Source organism: Amycolatopsis sp. NPDC051371, from assembly GCF_040682155.1.
Taxonomy (GTDB): domain Bacteria; phylum Actinomycetota; class Actinomycetes; order Mycobacteriales; family Pseudonocardiaceae; genus Amycolatopsis.
Map to the genome: position 1 here is coordinate 1 of NZ_JBFBAG010000020.1, position 18,701 is coordinate 18,701.

General features: G+C 71.7%; 20 protein-coding genes. 10 read left to right on the forward strand and 10 right to left on the reverse strand.

The window, feature by feature from the left end; all coding sequences use genetic code 11:
* Positions 1-168: 168 nt before the first annotated feature.
* Positions 169-672, reverse strand: a complete 504-nt coding sequence (locus AB0M59_RS23955) for an SRPBCC family protein (protein WP_364618485.1) — start codon at positions 670-672, stop codon at positions 169-171.
* A 226-nt stretch (positions 673-898) separates the two neighbouring features.
* Here AB0M59_RS23955 and AB0M59_RS23960 point away from each other — a divergent pair, with 226 nt between their 5' ends.
* Both AB0M59_RS23960 and AB0M59_RS23965 read left to right on the forward strand, forming a co-directional pair.
* Entirely contained in the window at positions 899-2,296 is a 1,398-nt protein-coding gene (locus tag AB0M59_RS23960; RefSeq protein ID WP_364618487.1) for a S28 family serine protease, read from the forward strand.
* Between the two features lie 74 nt (positions 2,297-2,370).
* Complete coding sequence (locus AB0M59_RS23965) at positions 2,371-2,760, forward strand: VOC family protein (RefSeq protein WP_364618490.1); 390 nt, start codon at positions 2,371-2,373, stop codon at positions 2,758-2,760.
* On the opposite strand, the gene AB0M59_RS23970 is transcribed toward AB0M59_RS23965, so the two are convergent.
* From AB0M59_RS23970 to AB0M59_RS23995, 6 genes are read right to left on the reverse strand one after another with little or no spacing between them, the layout of a single operon-like run.
* A complete protein-coding gene (locus AB0M59_RS23970) occupies positions 2,757-3,104 on the reverse strand; it encodes an MmcQ/YjbR family DNA-binding protein (protein WP_364618493.1) in 348 nt (115 codons plus the stop codon). The genes AB0M59_RS23965 and AB0M59_RS23970 overlap by 4 nt on opposite strands.
* Positions 3,101-3,499 carry a type II toxin-antitoxin system VapC family toxin gene (locus tag AB0M59_RS23975; protein WP_364618495.1) on the reverse strand — a complete coding sequence of 133 codons (399 nt, stop codon included), beginning with the start codon at positions 3,497-3,499 and terminating at the stop codon, positions 3,101-3,103. Before AB0M59_RS23975 ends, AB0M59_RS23970 begins: the two co-directional genes overlap by 4 nt.
* Entirely contained in the window at positions 3,496-3,771 is a 276-nt protein-coding gene (locus AB0M59_RS23980; RefSeq protein ID WP_364618497.1) for a type II toxin-antitoxin system VapB family antitoxin, read from the reverse strand. The genes AB0M59_RS23975 and AB0M59_RS23980 overlap by 4 nt, the downstream gene beginning before the upstream one ends.
* A 48-nt stretch (positions 3,772-3,819) precedes the next feature.
* Positions 3,820-5,976, reverse strand: coding sequence for an excinuclease ABC subunit UvrB (gene uvrB / locus AB0M59_RS23985; protein ID WP_364618500.1), 2,157 nt, complete (start codon positions 5,974-5,976; stop codon positions 3,820-3,822).
* Between the two features lie 46 nt (positions 5,977-6,022).
* Positions 6,023-6,643, reverse strand: coding sequence for a carboxymuconolactone decarboxylase family protein (locus AB0M59_RS23990; RefSeq protein ID WP_364618503.1), 621 nt, complete (start codon positions 6,641-6,643; stop codon positions 6,023-6,025).
* A 12-nt stretch (positions 6,644-6,655) separates the two neighbouring features.
* Positions 6,656-8,386, reverse strand: coding sequence for a DUF5685 family protein (locus AB0M59_RS23995; RefSeq protein ID WP_364618506.1), 1,731 nt, complete (start codon positions 8,384-8,386; stop codon positions 6,656-6,658).
* Positions 8,387-8,491: 105 nt separating this feature from the next.
* On the opposite strand from AB0M59_RS23995, the gene AB0M59_RS24000 reads away from it, so the two are divergent.
* From AB0M59_RS24000 to AB0M59_RS24030, 7 genes are all read left to right on the forward strand, one after another.
* A complete protein-coding gene (locus AB0M59_RS24000; protein ID WP_364618509.1) occupies positions 8,492-9,010 on the forward strand; it encodes a DUF402 domain-containing protein in 519 nt (172 codons plus the stop codon).
* Between the two features lie 116 nt (positions 9,011-9,126).
* Positions 9,127-10,032 (forward strand): ABC transporter ATP-binding protein, encoded by a 906-nt coding sequence (locus AB0M59_RS24005; RefSeq protein WP_364618512.1) that lies wholly within the window; start codon positions 9,127-9,129, stop codon positions 10,030-10,032.
* 10 nt (positions 10,033-10,042) lie between these two features.
* Positions 10,043-10,786 (forward strand): ABC transporter permease, encoded by a 744-nt coding sequence (locus AB0M59_RS24010; RefSeq protein ID WP_364618514.1) that lies wholly within the window; start codon positions 10,043-10,045, stop codon positions 10,784-10,786.
* Positions 10,777-12,282, forward strand: coding sequence for a glycosyltransferase family 39 protein (locus AB0M59_RS24015; protein ID WP_364618517.1), 1,506 nt, complete (start codon positions 10,777-10,779; stop codon positions 12,280-12,282). The genes AB0M59_RS24010 and AB0M59_RS24015 overlap by 10 nt, the downstream gene beginning before the upstream one ends.
* Before the next feature lie 94 nt (positions 12,283-12,376).
* Entirely contained in the window at positions 12,377-13,885 is a 1,509-nt protein-coding gene (locus AB0M59_RS24020) for a glycosyltransferase family 39 protein (RefSeq protein WP_364618519.1), read from the forward strand.
* Positions 13,882-15,153 (forward strand): sensor histidine kinase, encoded by a 1,272-nt coding sequence (locus AB0M59_RS24025; protein WP_364618522.1) that lies wholly within the window; start codon positions 13,882-13,884, stop codon positions 15,151-15,153. Before AB0M59_RS24020 ends, AB0M59_RS24025 begins: the two co-directional genes overlap by 4 nt.
* Complete coding sequence (locus AB0M59_RS24030; protein WP_364618524.1) at positions 15,150-15,773, forward strand: response regulator transcription factor; 624 nt, start codon at positions 15,150-15,152, stop codon at positions 15,771-15,773. Before AB0M59_RS24025 ends, AB0M59_RS24030 begins: the two co-directional genes overlap by 4 nt.
* On the opposite strand, the gene coaE is transcribed toward AB0M59_RS24030, so the two are convergent.
* On the reverse strand, positions 15,770-16,954 hold the full coding sequence (gene coaE, locus AB0M59_RS24035; RefSeq protein WP_364618527.1) for a dephospho-CoA kinase: 1,185 nt from the start codon (positions 16,952-16,954) through the stop codon (positions 15,770-15,772). The two genes, AB0M59_RS24030 and coaE, sit on opposite strands and share 4 nt — an antisense overlap.
* Before the next feature lie 205 nt (positions 16,955-17,159).
* Here coaE and AB0M59_RS24040 point away from each other — a divergent pair, with 205 nt between their 5' ends.
* Positions 17,160-17,414 carry a hypothetical protein gene (locus AB0M59_RS24040; RefSeq protein ID WP_364618530.1) on the forward strand — a complete coding sequence of 85 codons (255 nt, stop codon included), beginning with the start codon at positions 17,160-17,162 and terminating at the stop codon, positions 17,412-17,414.
* Between the two features lie 122 nt (positions 17,415-17,536).
* On the opposite strand, the gene AB0M59_RS24045 is transcribed toward AB0M59_RS24040, so the two are convergent.
* Positions 17,537-17,983: an OsmC family protein gene (locus AB0M59_RS24045; protein WP_364618533.1), complete on the reverse strand. Its 447-nt coding sequence runs from the start codon at positions 17,981-17,983 to the stop codon at positions 17,537-17,539.
* A 5-nt stretch (positions 17,984-17,988) separates the two neighbouring features.
* Positions 17,989-18,609 carry an HD domain-containing protein gene (locus tag AB0M59_RS24050; RefSeq protein ID WP_364618535.1) on the reverse strand — a complete coding sequence of 207 codons (621 nt, stop codon included), beginning with the start codon at positions 18,607-18,609 and terminating at the stop codon, positions 17,989-17,991.
* Positions 18,610-18,701: the final 92 nt, after the last annotated feature.

Below are 18,701 nucleotides of genomic sequence, written 5' to 3' on the forward strand. Positions count from 1 at the left end.
TTGTTCCCTAGACAAGAACAATCATCCCAGGTCAGAGGGCATCTGCGCGTCTACGACACCGCCTCACCCACCACATTCACCGGTGGATCCAGGTCGGAGGTCCTGAATGACTCATTCAAGACGTTCGCACTCGCCGTCGCGCTGTCAACGAACCTCGGACGCGCGACACTAGGCGGCGTGCACGCCGGTCTCGGCGAGGGCCTTGATGCCTTCGACCGTCTTCTGCATGTTGCTCTGCAGCTCGCCCAGCCGCATCGCGACGATCTCCTCCTCGTGCTCGGGCATCGAGCCGATGATCGTCGTCAGGTTGGATGGGCCGGGACCGATCTGGGCCCACTGGCGCAGGATCGTGCCGTCGCCGTCGGGGACGAGCTCGAAGCGCCACGACGCGGCCGGGTTCGTCACGTCCATCACGGCCCACGCGAACAGCCGCTCGGGCTCGTAGCCGGTCACGGTCGAGACCGTCTCCCACTCCCCGGCGACCGGGTGGGAGTTGCGGCCGCGGAACCGCGCGCCCAGGCCGGGCTCGGCGCCCTCGACCCAGCCGCCGCCCTGGAACTCGTTCGAGAACCGGGCCGGCAGGTCGATGTCCAGCAGCCAGGACCAGACCTCGGCCGGCCGCGCAGCGATGTGCACTTCGACCTGTGTCGTAGGGCAGTCGGAAACCTTCATGGCGGACCCCTCGCTCGATGCCGGTGCCTACGGTTCCGGACCGTAACGTGGCGCTGATCACCCGGACAACTCGCACGGTGCCCGCGGTTGCGCACGGCGGAGGACGCGCGCGCCACCCGACGAAAGTCGGAACCTGACCGAATCTGGCCCCGGACAGCCGATTGCCGACCGCGGCCGGTTCTGTGAGGGTCCCACGGTGGGATCCGAAGCCGGGAAGGGTGCGTCCATGCGCAGACTGTTCACTGCCGCCGCGGCCGCCGTGCTGGCCGTGGTGGGGCTCGCGCCCCCCGCGGGCGCGGCGACCGACATCGAGACCGCCCTGCGGAAGATCCCCGGCCTGACGATCGTCAAGGAGGACGCGGCGCCGGCCGGGTTCCGGTTCTTCGAGCTGACCTTCACCCAGCCCGCCGACCACCGCCACCCCGGCGCGGGCACGTTCCAGCAGCGGTTCACCCTGCTGCACCGCGACTTCGCGGCGCCGACGGTCGCCTTCACCAGCGGCTACAACGTCAGCACCGCGCCGAACCGGTCGGAGCCGACGCAGATCGTCGACGGCAACCAGCTGTCGATGGAGTACCGGTACTTCACGCCGTCGCGGCCCCAGCCGGAGAACTGGGCGAAGCAGCTGACGATCTGGCAGGCCGCCGCGGACGAGCACCGCGCGGTGCAGGCGTTCAAGGCGATCTACCCGGGCAAGTGGCTGGCCACCGGCGGCAGCAAGGGCGGCATGACCGCGACGTACTTCCGGCGCTTCTTCCCCGACGACGTCGACGGCACGGTCCCCTACGTCGCGCCCAACGACGTCATCGACCCGATCGACGTCTACAACAAGTTCCTCTCCCGCGTCGGCAACGACCCGGGCTGCCGCGACGCGCTGAAGGCGATCCAGCGGGACGCGCTGAAGCGACGTGACGAGCTGGGCGTGATCGCCGCGGCGGACGCAGCGAAACGCGGGCTGACGTTCTCGATCGTCGGCTCGGCGGACAAGTCCCTCGAGATCTCGGTGATCGACTCGTACTTCGCCTTCTGGCAGTACCAGAAGCAGGCGGACTGCGCGACGGTGCCCGCGCCGGGTGCGCCCGCGGTCGACGTCTACGCCTGGTACGAAAAGGTGGAGAGCCTCAACACGTACTCGGACCAGGACCTCGAGCCGTTCATCCCGTACTACTACCAGGCGGCCGCGCAGCTGGGTTCGCCCGAGGCGTACGACGGCTACCTGCGCGACCTGCTCCGCTACCCCGGCGCCGACCAGCCGAAGACGTTCGTGCCTTCGTCGGTCAAGATCCCGCGGTTCGACTACCTGGCGATGCCGGACATCGACTTCTGGGTGAAGTCGCGCGGCACCCGGCTGCTGTACGTGTACGGCTCGAACGACCCGTGGGGCGCCGAGCCGTTCGAGCTGGGCTTCGGCAGCCGCGACTCGTACCGCTACTACGTGCCGGGCGGCAACCACGGCTCGAAGATCGCGCAGCTGCCCGCGGCCGACGCCGCCGCGGCGACCGCCACGGTCCGGCGCTGGGCGGGTCTGCCGCCGGCTTCGGCGGCCTTGACGGCTCGCAGCGCCCCGGCCGGGTTCCCGGACTTCGACGCCGACCTCACCCTTTCGGCGCGGCCACCGCTGTGAATTTCCCGGCTGGGACTTTCCTCGGGCCGGGCGTACTCTCACGGCACCCTGCCGGCCCGGCCTGAGGAGGCGGCATGCCTCGTCCCGTCCACTTCGAGATCCACGCGGGCGACCCCGAACGCGCGGTCGCCTTCTACACGGCGGTGTTCGGCTGGAAGTTCGAACGCTGGGGCGACGTCCCGTACTGGGTGATCACGACCGGCGAAGGCGACGGCATCGACGGCGGGCTGGTCCCCCGAGTCGGCCCGGCTCCCGAGGAGTCGGCGCCGGTGCACGGTTTCGTGAACACGATCGACGTCGCCGACCTCGACCACGCGCTCGCCGCGGTGACCGAGGCGGGCGGATCGCTGGCCCTGCCGAAGAACCCGGTGCCGGGGGTCGGGTGGCTGGCGTACGTCAAGGACACCGAGGGCAACATCTTCGGCATGTTGCAGCCGGACCCGGAGGCACCGGCGCCGGGCTAGGGCCGCTTCGCCTTCGGCAGCCGCCGGACGACGTCGTCGTAGGAGGCATCGATGAGTTCTTCGAGTTCGGCGCCGGGGACACCGGCGCCGAGTTCGACGCGGTTCCAGCCGTAGCGGCCGAGGTAGTCCATGACGGTGACGGAATCCGGGTACCGTTCCCGGACCTCGGCGGCTTCGTCCTTGGTGGCCCCGCACTTGACGGCGACGCTGCCGGGCTCGTCCTGCCCGATGAAGGCGAAGCCCTTGCCGCCGACCTTCGCGACGAGCACGTGGTCGCCGAAGGGGTAGGTCTCCTCGGCCCCGCGCTTGCCGAGGCAGTACGCGACGACGGCTTCGACGTTCACGACTCGAGCTTGACGAGGTCGAGGTCGGTCTGCGGGAAGTCCTTGCCGATGCAGAGCAACGGTTCCCTGGCTATCTTGGCCGTCGCGTAGCAATGGCAATCGCCCAAGTTGAGCTTCGCCGAGTGCCTGCCCTTTCCGAACCTCTGGAACGCCTCGATGGCAACTTCGGCATGGCGGTGGTCGAACGGGAGTGTGACCACCCCCCACTCCTGCAGGAACCGTTCGAACAGGCTCCGGCCACGCATTCCGAACTTGGCCTGCAGCACGATTCCCGCCTCCGCCCTGGTCGGTGCACCGATCTTGGGCTCGGCGGCCGTGATCAGTGCCCGCTCGAGGACCATGCTTTCCGGCTCGCGGTTGATCATCGCGATGATGGCCGACGAATCGATGATCACACGCCCTCCGGTCCGAAGCCGAGGATGTCTTCCTGCTCTTCCTTGGTGATCGGCACGCCCAGCTGATCAGGTGGCAACTGGGACCAGACCTCCTCCTCCAGGAAGCGATGCAACCGCGCAAGGCGCTCTTCGGGCGTTTCCGTGTCCGCGAGCAGCTGGTCACGCCGCAGACGCAGCGCCTCCCGGACGGCACCGGTCTTGGTGTTGCCCGTCAGCTCGGCGACCTCGGCGGCCAGGCGCTCGGCCTCCGGGTCCTTGATGTTCATCGCCATGGTGTAACCATACCGCGAAGGGTGTAATACTCGGTCGGGTGATCGGTGTCACTTGATGCCGGCGGCGTCCATCCCCCGGAGCTCCTTCTTCAGGTCCTGGATCTCGTCGCGCAGCCGGGCGGCCAGCTCGAACTGCAGGTCCCGCGCCGCTTGCATCATCTGGTCCGTCATCTGCTGGATCAGGTCCGCCAGCTGGGCGCGCGGCATCGCCGACACGTCCTTGTCCACCAGCATTCCCGAGCTGCGCACCCGGTCGCCCTGTTCCGGCTTCTTGCCGCGGGAGGAGTTGCGGCCCGAGCCGCCCACCGAGACCTGCTCGGTGTCCTCGGCCTCGCTGTAGACCCGGTCGAGGATGTCGGCGATCTTCTTCCGCAGCGGCTGCGGGTCGACCCCGCGCTCCACGTTGTAGGCGACCTGCTTCTCGCGACGGCGGTCCGTCTCCTCGATCGCGTGCTTCATCGAGTCGGTGATCTTGTCCGCGTACATGTGGACCTCGCCCGACACGTTTCGCGCCGCGCGGCCGATCGTCTGGATCAGGGACGTCCCGCTCCGGAGGAAGCCCTCCTTGTCCGCGTCGAGGATCGCCACGAGCGACACCTCCGGCAGGTCGAGCCCCTCGCGCAGCAGGTTGATGCCGACCAGCACGTCGAAGTCGCCCGCCCGCAGCTGACGCAGCAGCTCAACCCGGCGCAGCGTGTCGACCTCCGAGTGCAGGTAGCGCACCCGGATGCCCAGCTCCAGCAGGTAGTCCGTGAGGTCCTCGGACATCTTCTTGGTCAGCGTGGTGACCAGGACGCGCTCGTCCTTGTCCGCGCGCTCGCGGATCTCGTGCACCAGGTCGTCGATCTGGCCCTCAGTCGGCTTCACGACCACCTTCGGGTCGACCAGGCCGGTCGGCCGGATGACCTGCTCGACGAACTCGCCGCCCGCCTGGCCCATCTCGTACGGCCCCGGCGTCGCCGACAGGTACACCGTCTGCCCGATCCGGTCGGAGAACTCCTCCCAGGTCAGCGGCCGGTTGTCGACCGCGCTCGGCAGCCGGAAGCCGTACTCCACCAGGTTCCGCTTCCGGGACATGTCACCCTCGTACATGCCGCCGATCTGCGGGACCGTCTGGTGCGACTCGTCGATCACCAGCAGGAAGTCGTCCGGGAAGTAGTCGATCAGCGTCGCCGGCGCGGTGCCCGCGCCGCGGCCGTCGATGTGCCGCGAGTAGTTCTCGATGCCGGAGCAGAACCCGACCTGCCGCATCATCTCGATGTCGTAGGCCGTGCGCATCCGCAACCGCTGCGCCTCCAGCAGCTTGCCCTGCTTCTCCAGCTCGGCCAGCCGGTCTTCGAGCTCCTGCTCGATGCCCTTGATCGCCTTTTCCATCCGCTCCGGGCCCGCGACGTAGTGCGTCGCCGGGAAGATCCGGACCTCGTCGACCTCCTTGACGATGTCCCCGGTCAGCGGGTGCAGGTAGTACAGCTTCTCGACCTCGTCGCCGAAGAACTCGACGCGGATCGCCAGCTCCTCGTACGCCGGGATGATCTCGACCGTGTCCCCGCGCGCCCGGAACGTGCCGCGCGCGAAGGCGATGTCGTTGCGCGTGTACTGCACGTCGACCAGCGCCCGCAGGAACACGTCCCGGTCGAGCTGCATGCCGACCTTCAGCTTCGACGACCGGTCGAGGTAGGACTGCGGCGTGCCCAGGCCGTAGATGCACGACACGCTGGCGACCACGATGACGTCCCGCCGCGACAGCAGGTTCATCGTCGCCGAGTGCCGCAGCCGCTCGACGTCGTCGTTGATCGACGAGTCCTTCTCGATGTACGTGTCCGTCTGCGCGATGTACGCCTCGGGCTGGTAGTAGTCGTAGTAGCTGACGAAGTACTCGACCGCGTTGTGCGGGAAGAGCTCGCGCAGCTCGTTGGCCAGCTGAGCGGCCAGGGTCTTGTTCGGCGCCATCACCAGTGTCGGCCGCTGGACGCGCTCGATCAGCCACGCCGTCGTCGCCGACTTGCCGGTACCGGTGGCGCCCAGCAGCACGACGTCCTTCTCGCCCGCCCGGACCCGGCGTTCGAGGTCGTCGATGGCCGCCGGCTGGTCACCGGCGGGCTGGTAGTCACTGACCACCTCGAAGCGGCCGCCGGTCCGGGGGATCTCCGAGACGGGCCGGAAGTCGGACTGGGCGAGCACGGGGTGTTCGGTTGCGAAAGCCACGTCGACCAGAGTACGACGCACCACCGACAATTTCCGTCGGCCCTGGTCAGCGGGGTCGGAACACCATGACGGACGCTACTTCGGCGCCGGTCACCGAGCAGTGCAGCACGGCCCCGGGCGCGGGTTCGTCGCCGAAGCACGTGACCAGCACCCGGTCGGGCCCGGTGGCCTGCACCTCGGTGCGCGGGAACTCCGCGAGCACCTCGGCGACCTCGGCTTCCACGGCTTCCGGCTCCGCGAGGTACGCCAGCACCACCTCGCGGGGAGAGGGCGGCGGTGGGATCGGGAGGCCGTGGCCTTCAAAGAGGCGGTTCAGCTGGTCGGCCGCCGAAACCGCGCGCGGGAAACCCGCGAACGCGGCCGTCTGGACGACGACTTCGCAGACCTCGGCCGGCGACAGTCCCGAGGCGAGGCCCGTCCGGAGGTGGACGCTCAGCGGCGGCCCGACCATCCCGGCCGCGACGATCGCCGCCAGCGTGGCCGCCTCGCGCGTCCGGGCGTCGAGCGCCGGGCGTTCGTGCAGGTGGCCGTAGACCGTGCCGACCGCCAGCTCGCCCAGCGCCGGGACGGTGGCGAACAACGCGTCGAGCCGCTGCGCACCGCCCTCGACGAGCCCGGCGAAGGTCTCGCGGCCTCGGTCGTGCAAGTCCGCCATCGGCTCGGTCATCGCGATCCCCTCTCAGCAGTTGCAGTCGCAACAGGAGCAGCAGTCGCAACAACCGTCACAGCCGCAGTCGCAGCCGCCGCAGTCGCAGCCCGCGGTCGTGTGCGGTTTCCCGCTCCACGGCCCAGGATAGGGATCGCGGCAGCAGAATTGGCAGGTGCAGCACATGTAAGGGGTGAGCGCGCAGCCGAGGAAGAGGTTGCGCTTCTTCGGCGGGACGGCGAACTTCGGGTACCAGAGGCCGCCACCCTTGCCGTCGAGCGGCTCCGGACCACCGGAATCACCGGGCCCGCCCGGCCCACCAGGTCCACCCGGGCCGCTGGGCCCGCCCGGGCCACCAGGTCCCCCGGGGCCACCCGGACCACGGCCGCCGGGAGCGCCCGGTGGCGGAACCGGCCCCGGCGGCGGAAAGCCCTGCGGCGCACCGGATCCCGGACCACCCGGAGGCTGGTGCGGGTACTGCTGAGGAGCCGGTCCCCGGCCGATCCACCCCGGCGGCGGCTGCTGGGGGTGCTGCGGCGGCGTGGGCCCCGGCCCGATCCACCCGGGCGGCGGCTGCTGCCCGGCGAGGCCACCCGGCCGCTGTTCGCCGGGTGCGAACGCGGAGCCGGCCCCCGAGTCCGAACCGGCGCCGGAACCCGAGCCCTGCGCGAAACCCAAGCCGCTTCCAGTCGCCGAACCGGCACCTGAACCCGAGCCATGCCCGAAGCCCAAGCCGCTTCCGGCCACCGAATCCGCACCAAAATCCGAGCCCGGCGCGAAACCCAAGCCGCTTCCAGTCGCCGAACCGGCACAGGAAGCCGAGCCATGCCCGAAACCCAAGCCGCTCCCGGCCACCGAACCGGCGCCGGAGGCCGAGCCGTGGACATGGGCCGAACCATGGACGTGAGCCGAACCGTGGCCGAAGGCGCGCCGCACCGCCTGCCGCAGTTCGTGGACCAGCAACGCGTGCACCAGCCCCGGCTGCGCGAACTCGGCTTCCCGCAACGCCAGCTCCACCCCGAGCACCGCGTCGTCGCACAACCGGCGCGCCTCGTCCAACGATGTTCCCGTGGCCCGCAACGGATTCCACGCACCTACGGCCGCATCCGCCGCGTGGTCCTCGACCGCGTCCAGGAGGTGCGCCACCCGCCCGAACATCCGGCCGGCCTCCGCCAGCGGGGCCACGTTCCCGGGCCGCCCGGCCAGTTCGGCCGTTCGCGCGAAAGCCGCGGAGGTGGCCAGCTCGGCGGGCTCGGTCGCGAGGAGCGCCGAGTCACCCGGGCGAAGGGACCGCTCCAGCGAACCCTGCCGGGCGACGGCCTCCACCACCACCGAGGTGTCGAACCCCACCCGGCCGCCGGTGCTGCTGCCCTGCGAAGCCCACCGGGCCGCGACGCGCCGCGCGGCCACGGCCACCGGACGCCGGCCGAAGGCGCCGTCGCGGTCCTCGACGTGGTCGCCCACCTTCGCCGCGGCCAGCACCAGGGACACCGCGGCGGCGAGCTGGGCGCCCTCGCCGCGCGCCACCGACGCCGTCCGCATGCCCCGCAGCGGGCACGGTCCGGCGTCCCGGCGCAGGCCCGCCCGCTGCGTCTGCGCCTCGACCAGCGCGGAGATGATCAGCCCGTCGTAGTTGGTGACGACCCGGGCCAGCTGCCCGTGTTCGTCACGCAGCGTGAGGCACAGCCCGCACAGGTGCGCGAGCCAGTCCGCGTGCAGGCTTTCGGACAGCCGGTGCCGGCACGGCCTGATGATCCCGAACATCCCCAGTCCCCTCGACTCCCCTGATCGTCGGCGCACCTTAGCCCGAACGTGTGGCGCGCGCGTCGCTTGTACGCGATTCGTGACCGGCCCGGCAGGATGAGCGCCATGGCCGAACTGCACCCGCCGAAGGTCGAGATCTTCGACCCCGCCGCGCGCGCGAACATCGACCCGAAGGGGATCCTCCGAGAGGTCGAGGAGTACCGCGAGGAGCCGTTCGGCCTGTACCTCGCCCGCCCGGCGCCCGGCCGCGCCCAGTTCCACTACCTCGAGTCCTGGCTGGTGCCCGGGCTCGGCCTGCGGTTCACCGACTTCTGGTTCTCCCCCGGCCACGAACGCGACCAGGACTTCTACCTCGACGTCGTCCGCGTCCGCCGCGACGGCCCGCGCTGGGTCGCCACCGACCTCTACGTCGACCTGGTGCTCAAGGACAAGCTCTCGCTGCGGGTGATCGACACCGACGAGCTCCTCGAGGCCCACGCCGCCGGTCTCGTCACCGCCGAAGACGCGCAGTACGCGCTCGAGACCACCTACGCGGCGGTGGAAGGGCTGGCCGCGCACGGGTACGACCTCGCCGCCTGGCTGTCCACCAAGGACATCACGCTGACCTGGCGACGCCACCCCTGAGGGTCGCCGCATCCTCCGAACGATGGATGCGATGCCGACCGTTCCGTTGACGCGCCGGGCCGGGCCGCCACGGGATTCTCGATCTGTCGGAAACGGATCGAGAGGGGGACGGCGCCATGCCGGTCATCGAGGTCGAGCACCTCCACAAACGGTACGGGGACAAGGTCGCGGTCGACGACGTGTCTTTCACCGTCGAGCGCGGGGAGATCTTCGGGATCCTGGGCCCGAACGGCGCGGGCAAGACCACGACCGTCGAGTGCCTGGAGGGCCTCCGGACGCCCGACGGCGGCCGGCTTTCGGTGCTGGGCCTCGACCCGCGCCGCGACCGGGCCGAGCTGCGCCAGCGCGTCGGCGTCCAGCTCCAGGAGGGCCGGCTGCAGGACAAGCTGCGGGTCGGCGAGCTGCTCGACCTCTACGCCGCCTTCTACCGCACCCCGGCGGACCCGGACGAACTGCTCGACACGCTCGGGCTCACCGAGCAGCGCGGCACGGCGTACAAGAAGCTCTCCGGCGGGCAGCAGCAGCGGCTGTCCATCGCGCTCGCGCTGGTCGGGAGCCCGGAGCTGGCGGTGCTCGACGAGCTGACCACCGGCCTCGACCCGCAGGCCCGCCGCGACACGTGGGACCTCATCGAGGCCGTGCGCGCCCAGGGCGTGACGATCCTGCTGGTCACGCACTTCATGGCCGAAGCCGAACGCCTCTGCGACCGGATCGCGGTGATCGACGCCGGTCGCGTCGTCGCCGTGGACACGCCGGGCGGGCTGGTCGCGCGGGTGAGCGACGAGCAGGTCGTGCGCTTCCGGCCGTCGGCCCCGCTGGACCCGGCCGTGATCGAGGCGCTGCCCGAGGTCCGGACGGCCGAGCGACACGGCGACCGCCTCGTGGTCACCGGCAGCGGGAACGTGCTGCACGCGGTGACGTCGCTGCTCGCCCGCCTCGGCGTGATCGCCGGGGACCTGCGCGTCGAGCAGGCCGGCCTCGACGACGCCTTCGTCGCACTCACCGGCCACCGGCCGGAGTGAAGGGGAAACCATGTCCGTCCTGACCAAGCTGACCGCCGCCGAGGCCAAGGTGTTCCTGCGGGACCCGGGCGCCCCGGCCGTTGTCGTCGGCATCCCGCTCGCGTTGCTGCTGGTGTTCGGGCTCATGCCCGGCGCGAACGAGCCGGACCCGAAGTACGGCGGGCACAGCGCCCTGGCCACGGTGATCGCGCCGATGGCCGTCACGATCCTGCTGGCGATGCTGGCCCTGACGCTGTTCCCGAACGCGATGGCCACCTACCGCGAAAAGGGCCTGCTCAAGCGGCTTTCCGCGAGTCCGGTGCCGCCGAGCCGGCTGCTCACCGCGCAGCTGCTGGTGAACCTGGCCGCGGCCGTCGTCGTGGTCCTGCTCATCGCGGGCGTCGGCGGGCTCGTGCTCGGCATCCCCCTGCCGGGCGACCCGGGCGGCTTCCTGCTGTCGATCGTGCTCGGCGCGCTGGCGCTGTTCTCCGTCGGCCTGCTGGTGGCCGCCCTCGCCCCGACCGGTCGCGCGGCGAGCGGCATCGGCAGCGCGCTGTTCTTCCCGATGCTGGCGCTGGGCGGGGTCTGGGTGCCGAAGGAGCAGCTGCCGGTCTTCCTGCAGCACGTCGCCGACGTCCTGCCGCTGGGAGCCACGCTCAACGCGCTGCGCGCCACCTGGGCCGGCGACGCCCCGGAGCTGCTGCAGCTCGGCGCGATGGCGGCGTTCGCCGTCGGCTGCACCACGATCGCGGTGCGGGTGTTCCGATGGGAGTGACGACCGCGCTCGCCCCGGCCCGGGTCCGGCCGGTCGCGCCGGTCGCCGTCGGCGGAGTGGCGATCGTCGCGACGCTGATGGCGATCCCGTTGCTGCTGACGGCGAACCGCTACGGCTACTTCGGCGACGAGCTGTACTTCCTGGCCGCCGGACGGCACCTGGCCTGGGGGTACGTCGACCAGCCGCCGCTGCTTCCCCTGCTGGCCAGGATCATGGACGAGGTCGGGCACTCGCCGTTCGTCCTGCGGATCCCCGCAATGCTGGTGATGCTCGGCGGCGTCGTGCTCACCGCGCTGATCGCCCGGGAGCTCGGTGGCGCCACCAAGGCGCAAACGCTTGCCGCGGCGACCTTCGCCGTCTCGACGAACTTCCTGGCGGGCGGGCACTACCTCGCGACGTCCACAGTGGACCCGTTCCTGTGGACGCTGCTGCTGTGGCTGCTCGTCCGGTGGCTGCGCACCCGTGCCGACGGCCTGCTCGTCTGGGCCGGCGTGGTGACGGCGGTCGCGCTCTACGCGAAGTTCCTCATCGGCGGCTTCTGGCTCGCCGCGGGCGTCGCGCTCCTCGTCTGCGGTCCCCGCGAGCTTCTGCGCCGGCCCGCGTTGTGGGTCGGCGCAGCGATCGCCGTGGTCGCGCTGGTGCCGACGCTCGTCTGGCAGGCCACGCACGGCTGGCCGCAGCTGGGCATGGGCGCGGCGATCTCGCAGGAGGTCGGCGGGACCTGGGGTGGCCGGCTGACGTTCCTGCCGACGGCCCTGCTCACCGCCGGCCTCCCGGTGGGTGCCGTCCTGCTGGTCTACGGCCTGTGGCGGTTGCTGCGCAGCCGTGAGCTGCGCTTCCTCGGCTGGACGACGCTGCTGCTGACCGTCGTGTTCCTGGGGGTCAACGGCCGGTTCTACTACGTCGCCGGGATGTACCCGCTCTGCTGGGCGGTGGCCGCGGTCGCGCTCGAACGCCGGGAACCGGCACGCTGGTGGCGGTGGATCGCGACCTGGCCCGGTTACGTGCTCGCGGTGGTGCTGGTGCTGCCCGTCGCGCTGCCGATCTGGCCGCGGGCGTGGCTGACCGAGCACCCGGCGCTGCCGGCGCCGGTGTTCGCCTTCGCCGAGATCGGCTGGCCGGAGGGTGCCCGGTCGGTCACCGACGCGTTCGCGCGACTGCCCGGCCGGGACCACACGGCGGTGGTGACCGAGACGTACTGGGAGGCCGGTGCGCTCGACCGCTTCGGCCGCGACCTCGGCCTGCCCGAGCCGGCCAGCGGGAACCGCGGGTACGCGACGCTCGTCGTGCCGCCCGAAGGTACGACGGACGTCCTGTTCGTCGGCGCCGACCCGCGGCCGCTGCGCGGGCACTTCGCGGACCTGCGGCCGATCGGCACGGTGGACACCGGTGCCGCGAAGCCGGGCTACTTCGACGGCGTGCCGCTGTGGCTGGCGACCGGCCGGACCGAGCCGTGGTCCGCGCTGTGGCCGAAGCTGGTGAACACCCACACGTGAGCGGCGTGCCCGGCGTCACCATCGGCACGGTGGCGCCGGGTGGGCCCCCGTAGGGTGCGGGAAGGACCGGCGCCGACCCAGGACAAGGAGCACGATGGACGCCGTAGCCACGGCCCCCGACCAGGCGAAAGCCGCGCTCGCCCCCTTCGCCCGGCTGCCGGTCGCGCTGCTGGCGCTGGGCACGGCCGCCGCCCTGCTGCTGACGGCCGGCCGTTACGGCTACTTCGGCGACGAGCTGTACTTCCTCGCCGCCGGGAAGCACCTCGCTTGGGGCTACGCCGACCAGCCGCCGCTCGTCCCGTTCCTGGCCTGGGCGATGAACACCCTCGCGCCCGGCTCGCTGGTCGTCTTCCGGCTGCCGGCGATCGCCGCGACGGCCGCCGGAGTAGTGGTCGTCGCGCTGATCGCCCGAGAGCTCGGCGGGCAGCGCAAGGCACAGGCGCGCGCCGCGGCGGCGTACGCGATCTGCGGGCAGTTCGTCGGCAGCGGCCACTACCTGGCGACGTCGACGATCGACCCGCTGCTGTGGACGCTCGTGCTGTGGCTGCTGGTCCGCTGGGTCCGCACCCGGGCCGACTCGCTGCTGGTGTGGCTCGGCGTCGTGACGGCCGTGGCGCTCAACGACAAGCTGCTCATCGGCGCGTTCTGGGTGGTGGCCGGGCTCGCGGTGCTGGTGTTCGGGCCGCGGGAGCTGTTTCGCCGGCCGAAGCTCTGGCTGGGCGCGCTGATCGCCGCCGCCTCGCTGGTGCCCACGCTGCTGTGGCAGCGCGCGAACGGCTGGCCGCAGCTCGGCATGGGCGACGCGGTCGGCGCCGAGGTCGACGCGGCGGGCGGCCGGGAAAGCTTCATCCCGAACCTCCTGGCCGGGGCCGGCTGGGTGATCGGCGCGCTCGGCGTCCTCTACGGCGTCGCCGTGCTGCTCGGGAGCAAGCAGCTGCGGCCGTACCGGTTCCTCGGCTGGACGGCGCTGGGGGTCGTCGCGGTCTTCCTGATCGCCAACGGGCGGTACTACTACGCCGCCGGGATGTTCGGCGTGCTGTGGGCCGCGGCCGCCGTCCACCTGGAAGGACGTGAGCCCGCACGGTGGTGGCGGTGGGTCCCGACCTGGCCGGTCTTCGTGCTGTCGGCCCTGTTCAGCCTGCCCTTCACGCTGCCGCTGTGGCCGGCGCACTGGCTGGCCGACCACCCGGGCGCGCCGCGGCCCGCCTACGCGGCCGAAGAGATCGGCTGGCCGGACCTCGCCGGCGACGTCGCCGCGCTGTACCGGACGGCGCCGCCGGACACCGCCGTCGTCACCGGCGGCTACTGGCAGGCGGGCGCGCTCGGCCGCTACGGGCCCGAGCACGGCCTCCCCGAGGCCTACAGCCCGAGCCGCGGATTCTGGTACTTCGGCCGCCCGGCCGACAACGTCGACACGGTCCTCTTCGTCGGCTACGACCCGTCGAAGCTCGCGAAGTACTTCGGGAACGCGCACATCGTCGGGCAGGTCGGCAACCGGCTCGGCGTCGCCAACGCCAGCGAGCACATGCCGGTCTGGCAGCTCAGCGGCCGGACCGCGAGCTGGGCGGCGATCTGGCCCCGGCTCAAGGACATGAGAGCGTGAGCCTCAAGGTCGACTGGAACCGTGCGATGTGGCCGCCGGCGTCGGCGAAGGCCGCCGCCGGCTGGCAGCCGTGGCTGACCCGGGTCGAGCAGTACCTGGCCGGTGCGCTGCTCGCCACCGCGACCCTGGTCACCTTCGGTTTCGGCGGACACGACGGCCGCTGGTGGGCGACCACCGGCGCGCTGGTCGGCGTGACCGCGGTCTGGCTGCTCGCCACGATCAACCTCCCGGCCCCGCGGGTGCGCGAACACCCCGCGTTCGCCCTGCTGAGCTTCCTCGGCGTGATCGGGCTGGGCAGCGCCCTCGAAAGCCGGGACGTCACGTACCTGATCTTCATGATCTTCGCGTTCTTCGCCGCCATGCGGCTGCGGCCGACGTGGCTCGCCTTCACCGCCCTCGCGGTGACGTCGCTGCTGATCAACACCCTCGGCAACGGCGGGCCCGTCCACGCCCTGCGGGAGCGGCCCGGCATCTGGATCACGATCGTCGTCGTGCAGACCGCGGCCATCGGCGGCGGCGGCATGCTGTCGGCGGCCGTCGCCCGGCAGAACGAGGAACGCCGGCGCATGCTCGACGACCTCGCGGCGGCGCATGCGGAAAACGAAGGCCTGCAACGACAATTGCTCAGCCAAGCCCGCGAAGCCGGGATCCTCGACGAGCGGCAGCGGCTGGCCCAGGAGATCCACGACACCCTGGCCCAGGGCTTCACCGGCATCATCACGCAGCTCGAGGCCGCCGCGCTGGCCCAGGACGAGCCCGCCGAACGGCAGCGGCACCTGGACTCCGCGACCGCGCTCGCGCGGGAGAACCTCACCGCCGCCCGGCGTTCGGTGCACGCCCTGCACCCCGAGCCCCTGGACGCCGCGACGCTGCCCGACGCGCTCACCGGCGTCGCCGCGCGGTGGAGCGGGCGGACCGGCGTGCCCGCCGCGTTCACCGCCACCGGCGACCCGCGGCCGTTGCACCCCGAGATCGAGTCGACCATCCTGCGGGTCACCCAGGAAGCGCTGTCCAATGTGGACAAGCACGCCGCGGCGGGGCGCGTCGGCCTCACGCTGTCCTACATGGACGACGAAGTGACCCTGGACGTCCGCGACGACGGCGCCGGGTTCACCCCCGGACCCGGGCCCGGCTTCGGGCTGCCCGGCATGCGGCGGCGCGTCGAGCGGCTCGCCGGTACGCTCCACGTCGAGTCCGAACCCGGCGGCGGCACCGCGATCTCGGCCGTCCTGCCCGCCGTCCCTTCCCCGCCGGAGGCCTCCGCATGACGATCACCGTGCTCATCGCCGACGACCACCCCGTCGTCCGCGACGGGCTGCGCGGCATCTTCGCCGGCCGCGGCTTCGAGGTCGTCGGCGAGGCGGCGAACGGCACCGAAGCCGTCACGCTGGCCGAGCGGCTGCGCCCCGACGTCGTGCTGATGGACCTGCGGATGCCGGGCACCGACGGCGTCGCGGCGATCACCGAGCTGGCCCGCTTGGGCAACCCGGCGCGGGTCCTGGTGCTCACGACGTACGACACCGACTCCGACGTCCTGCCCGCCATCGAGGCCGGTGCGACGGGCTACCTGCTCAAGGACGCGCCGCGCGAGGACCTCTTCCGCGCCGTCGAAGCCGCCGCCCGCGGGGAGGCCGTGCTCTCCCCCGCGGTCGCCAGCCGGCTGATGGGCCGGATGCGCGAACCGGCGCGGGAACCCCTGTCCCAGCGCGAGCGCGAGGTGCTCACGCTGGTCGCCCGCGGGTCGACGAACAAGGAAGCGGCGAAGAAACTCTTCATCAGCGAAGCGACGGTCAAGACGCACCTGATCCACGTCTACGCGAAGCTCGGCGTGAACGACCGTGCGGCGGCGGTCGCGGTCGCGTTCGAACGCGGACTGCTGGGCTCCTAGGGCTTCCAGCCGGTGGCCGCGGCCCACTTCTCCCCTCGGGTGAACACGCCGTTGACGAACTCCTGCTTCTCTTCCGCGTAGGCAGCGACGTTGCCGTCCTCGGCGTGCGCGTCGGCCAGCCGCAGCTTGACGTCGCGGTAGTCGTCGCGCTCGTCCGGGTTCGCGCGCAGGTAGTCGCGGAAGAGCAGCGCGAGCCGCCATGCGGGCGTCTCCTCGGACCGGACGTGCAGGTTCACCGCGCGCTTCGGGTCAGCACCGACGTGCAGGCGCTTGGGCCACGTCCCGCCGCCGTCCACGGCGTCGTCGCACCAGTCGCCCTCCAGCCGCGGGAACCCGGCGTCGCACAGCAGCTCCCGCAGCGTGTCGGCGTCGTCCAATGTGGACACGGTGAGCTGGAAGTCGAGGACGTCCTTCGCGGGCAGGCCGGGGACAGCGGTGGAGCCGATGTGGTCGGCGCGCCGGGCGAGTCCTCCCGTCGCGGCGCGGATCCGGGAAAGCACCCGCTCGGCCTGCGCCGGCCAGGTGAGGTCGTACTCGGCGATCTTCGGGGACACCGGCGTCCGCGGCCGGCGCAGCCGGATGTTCGCCTCGAACGGCACGAGCCGGTCGGCCCACAGCGCGTCGACGTCGGCGAGCACGGCGTCTTCGGCGCCGCCGTTGTCCAACCAGACGTCCGCGACGGCGCGGCGCTGCTCGTCGCTCGCCTGCGCCCGGATCCGCGCCCGCGCGTCCTCCTCGGCCATGCCCCGCGCCGTCACCAGCCGCCGGACCCGCACCTCGACCGGCGCGTCGACGACCACGACCAGGTGGTACGCCGTCGCGAGACCGTTTTCGACCAGCAGCGGGATGTCGTGGACGATGACGGCGTCCGGCGCGGCGGCGGCCATCAGCTCGCCGGTGCGGGCGCCGACCAGCGGGTGCACGATCGCGTTCAGCCGGCGCCGCGACTCGTCGTCGGCGAACGCCTTCGCGGCGAGCGCGGGCCGGTCGAGCGAACCGTCGCCGGCCAGGATCTCCGGACCGAACTCCTCGACGAGCCGGGCGAGCCCCTCGGTCCCGGGCTCGACCACCTCGCGGGCGATCCGGTCGGAGTCGATCAAGACCGCACCGTGTTCGGCGAGCCGGTTCGCCACGGTCGACTTGCCTGCCCCGATTCCACCCGTCAACCCCACACGCAGCATGCCGATCACCCTAGTCAGGCCTTCGAGACCCGCCGGTGGTGCACCCACTCGTGTGACGGCGTAACGAGTGCATACGAACGGGTGACCCGCAAGGCGATCGTGACGCGTGACTCAACCGATATCCCAACACGCCGCGTTGCTTACTCACCTTTACCGGCCGGGCTGCGTACCGTCCGCGCGACAGGGTCGCCCACACGGAGGAACGATGGCGGACAGGAAGCACGCCGGGAAGCACCGGCTCGGCACGCCGGGACTGGTGCACTGCCTTCTCCACCGCACTGTGGGCGACGCGCTGGCGGACTACCGCCGGACCTGGCTCAGCGCCCTGCTCGTCCCGGCCAAGCACAGCTTCGCCGGCCTCCGCCGCAAGGCCCGCGCGGCCGCACTCGAGCGCATCTGGGTCCCGGCCGTGGGCACCGTGACGGTGCGGCCGGCGACCGTCCACGCGGCCGCCGCCTGACGACCGACCCCGGTGCCGCACGGCTTCGGGTCACGCCGGCGCACCGATGTCTTGAATGAGTCATTCAGGTCGTCGGACGTCTTGAATGACTCATTCAAGACACCACCCGGGGGCCGATCGCCTCAGCGGCCGACCTCGAGCGTGTCGATGGCGATCTCCGAGGACAGCGTCCGGTGCACCGGGCACTTGTCGGCGATCACCATGAGCTTCGCGCGCTGGTCGTCGTCGAGGTCGCCCTCCAGCTCGATCTCGCGCGTGATCCGGCTCAGCATCCCGCGCTCGGTCTCGCACTTGGCGCAGTCCTCCGCGTGGATGCGGTCGTGCCGGAGCCGGATCGTCGCGCGGGTCAGCGGGATGCCCTTGCGGTCCGCGTACATCCGCAGCGTGATCGCCGTGCACGAGCCCAGCGACGCGAGAAGCAGCTCGTACGGGTTCGGGCCGGCGTCGGCGCCCCCGACGGCGACCGGTTCGTCGACGAGCAGCTCGTGGGTCGCCGTCGTGACCTGCTGCGTGTAGGTGCCGTCGCCGCTCGCGGTGACGACGACCGTGCCGAGCTCGGGGTGCTCCATCCGCGTCAGTCCTCCCAGGGTGATGCCAAGATCGTGGTGACGAAGTCCGTGCGCTCGAAGCCTGGCACGAACCGGGCCAGGACGTCGGCTTTGACGTTCCCGAAAGTCGTGTCGGGCCGATCACGGATGCCCTCGGTGAACGCCGCGAGGATGCGCCGCTTGAAGTCCGGGCGGGGGTGCGCGGCCACGACCGCGGCCCGGGCCTCGGCGGGGAGGTCGTGGTAGCCGATGCCCAGGACGTCGTACTCGACTCCGGCCGTCACCAGCGCGACCTCGGGTTCCATGTGCTCGGGGATGCCGGGGGTGGTGTGCAGCGCGATGGCCGTCCAGGCGATCCGGGCGCGTTCGGCGTCGATGCCGTGGCCGAGCAGGAAGCGTCGGGCCTCGTCGGCGCCGTCGAGCTCGAAGCGCCGGTCGGTGCGGTGGCCGGCGACGAGCCCGAGGTCGTGGAACAGCGCCGCCACGTAGAGCAGCTCGGCGTCGAAGTCGAGGCCGCGGCGCCGGCCCTGGAGCGCGCCGAACTGGTAGACGCGAGCGGAGTGGTCGTAGAGGAGCGGGCCCACGGTGTCGCGGACGTACTCGGTGGCCTCGCGGGCGAGGGCGCTGTCGGGGATGTCGATGGTCATGACGCCGACGATGCCCGCCCGCGCGGTGCTCGGACATGCGTCCGGCGGACGAGAACCCCGCACATCCGGACATCCGGCACATTCCCAAGACG

Coding starts and splice junctions, on each gene's coding strand:
- AB0M59_RS24015 (WP_364618517.1), top strand. CDS start 10,777: ATGGGAGTGACGACCGCGCTCGCCCCGGCCCGGGTCCGGCCGGTCGCG.
- AB0M59_RS23990 (WP_364618503.1), bottom strand. CDS start 6,643: ATGACCGAGCCGATGGCGGACTTGCACGACCGAGGCCGCGAGACCTTC.
- AB0M59_RS24005 (WP_364618512.1), top strand. CDS start 9,127: ATGCCGGTCATCGAGGTCGAGCACCTCCACAAACGGTACGGGGACAAG.
- AB0M59_RS23995 (WP_364618506.1), bottom strand. CDS start 8,386: ATGTTCGGGATCATCAGGCCGTGCCGGCACCGGCTGTCCGAAAGCCTG.
- AB0M59_RS24000 (WP_364618509.1), top strand. CDS start 8,492: ATGGCCGAACTGCACCCGCCGAAGGTCGAGATCTTCGACCCCGCCGCG.
- AB0M59_RS24050 (WP_364618535.1), bottom strand. CDS start 18,609: ATGACCATCGACATCCCCGACAGCGCCCTCGCCCGCGAGGCCACCGAG.
- AB0M59_RS24020 (WP_364618519.1), top strand. CDS start 12,377: ATGGACGCCGTAGCCACGGCCCCCGACCAGGCGAAAGCCGCGCTCGCC.
- AB0M59_RS24030 (WP_364618524.1), top strand. CDS start 15,150: ATGACGATCACCGTGCTCATCGCCGACGACCACCCCGTCGTCCGCGAC.
- AB0M59_RS24010 (WP_364618514.1), top strand. CDS start 10,043: ATGTCCGTCCTGACCAAGCTGACCGCCGCCGAGGCCAAGGTGTTCCTG.
- AB0M59_RS23980 (WP_364618497.1), bottom strand. CDS start 3,771: ATGGCGATGAACATCAAGGACCCGGAGGCCGAGCGCCTGGCCGCCGAG.
- coaE (WP_364618527.1), bottom strand. CDS start 16,954: ATGCTGCGTGTGGGGTTGACGGGTGGAATCGGGGCAGGCAAGTCGACC.
- AB0M59_RS23960 (WP_364618487.1), top strand. CDS start 899: ATGCGCAGACTGTTCACTGCCGCCGCGGCCGCCGTGCTGGCCGTGGTG.
- AB0M59_RS24045 (WP_364618533.1), bottom strand. CDS start 17,983: ATGGAGCACCCCGAGCTCGGCACGGTCGTCGTCACCGCGAGCGGCGAC.
- AB0M59_RS23955 (WP_364618485.1), bottom strand. CDS start 672: ATGAAGGTTTCCGACTGCCCTACGACACAGGTCGAAGTGCACATCGCT.
- AB0M59_RS23965 (WP_364618490.1), top strand. CDS start 2,371: ATGCCTCGTCCCGTCCACTTCGAGATCCACGCGGGCGACCCCGAACGC.
- AB0M59_RS24040 (WP_364618530.1), top strand. CDS start 17,160: ATGGCGGACAGGAAGCACGCCGGGAAGCACCGGCTCGGCACGCCGGGA.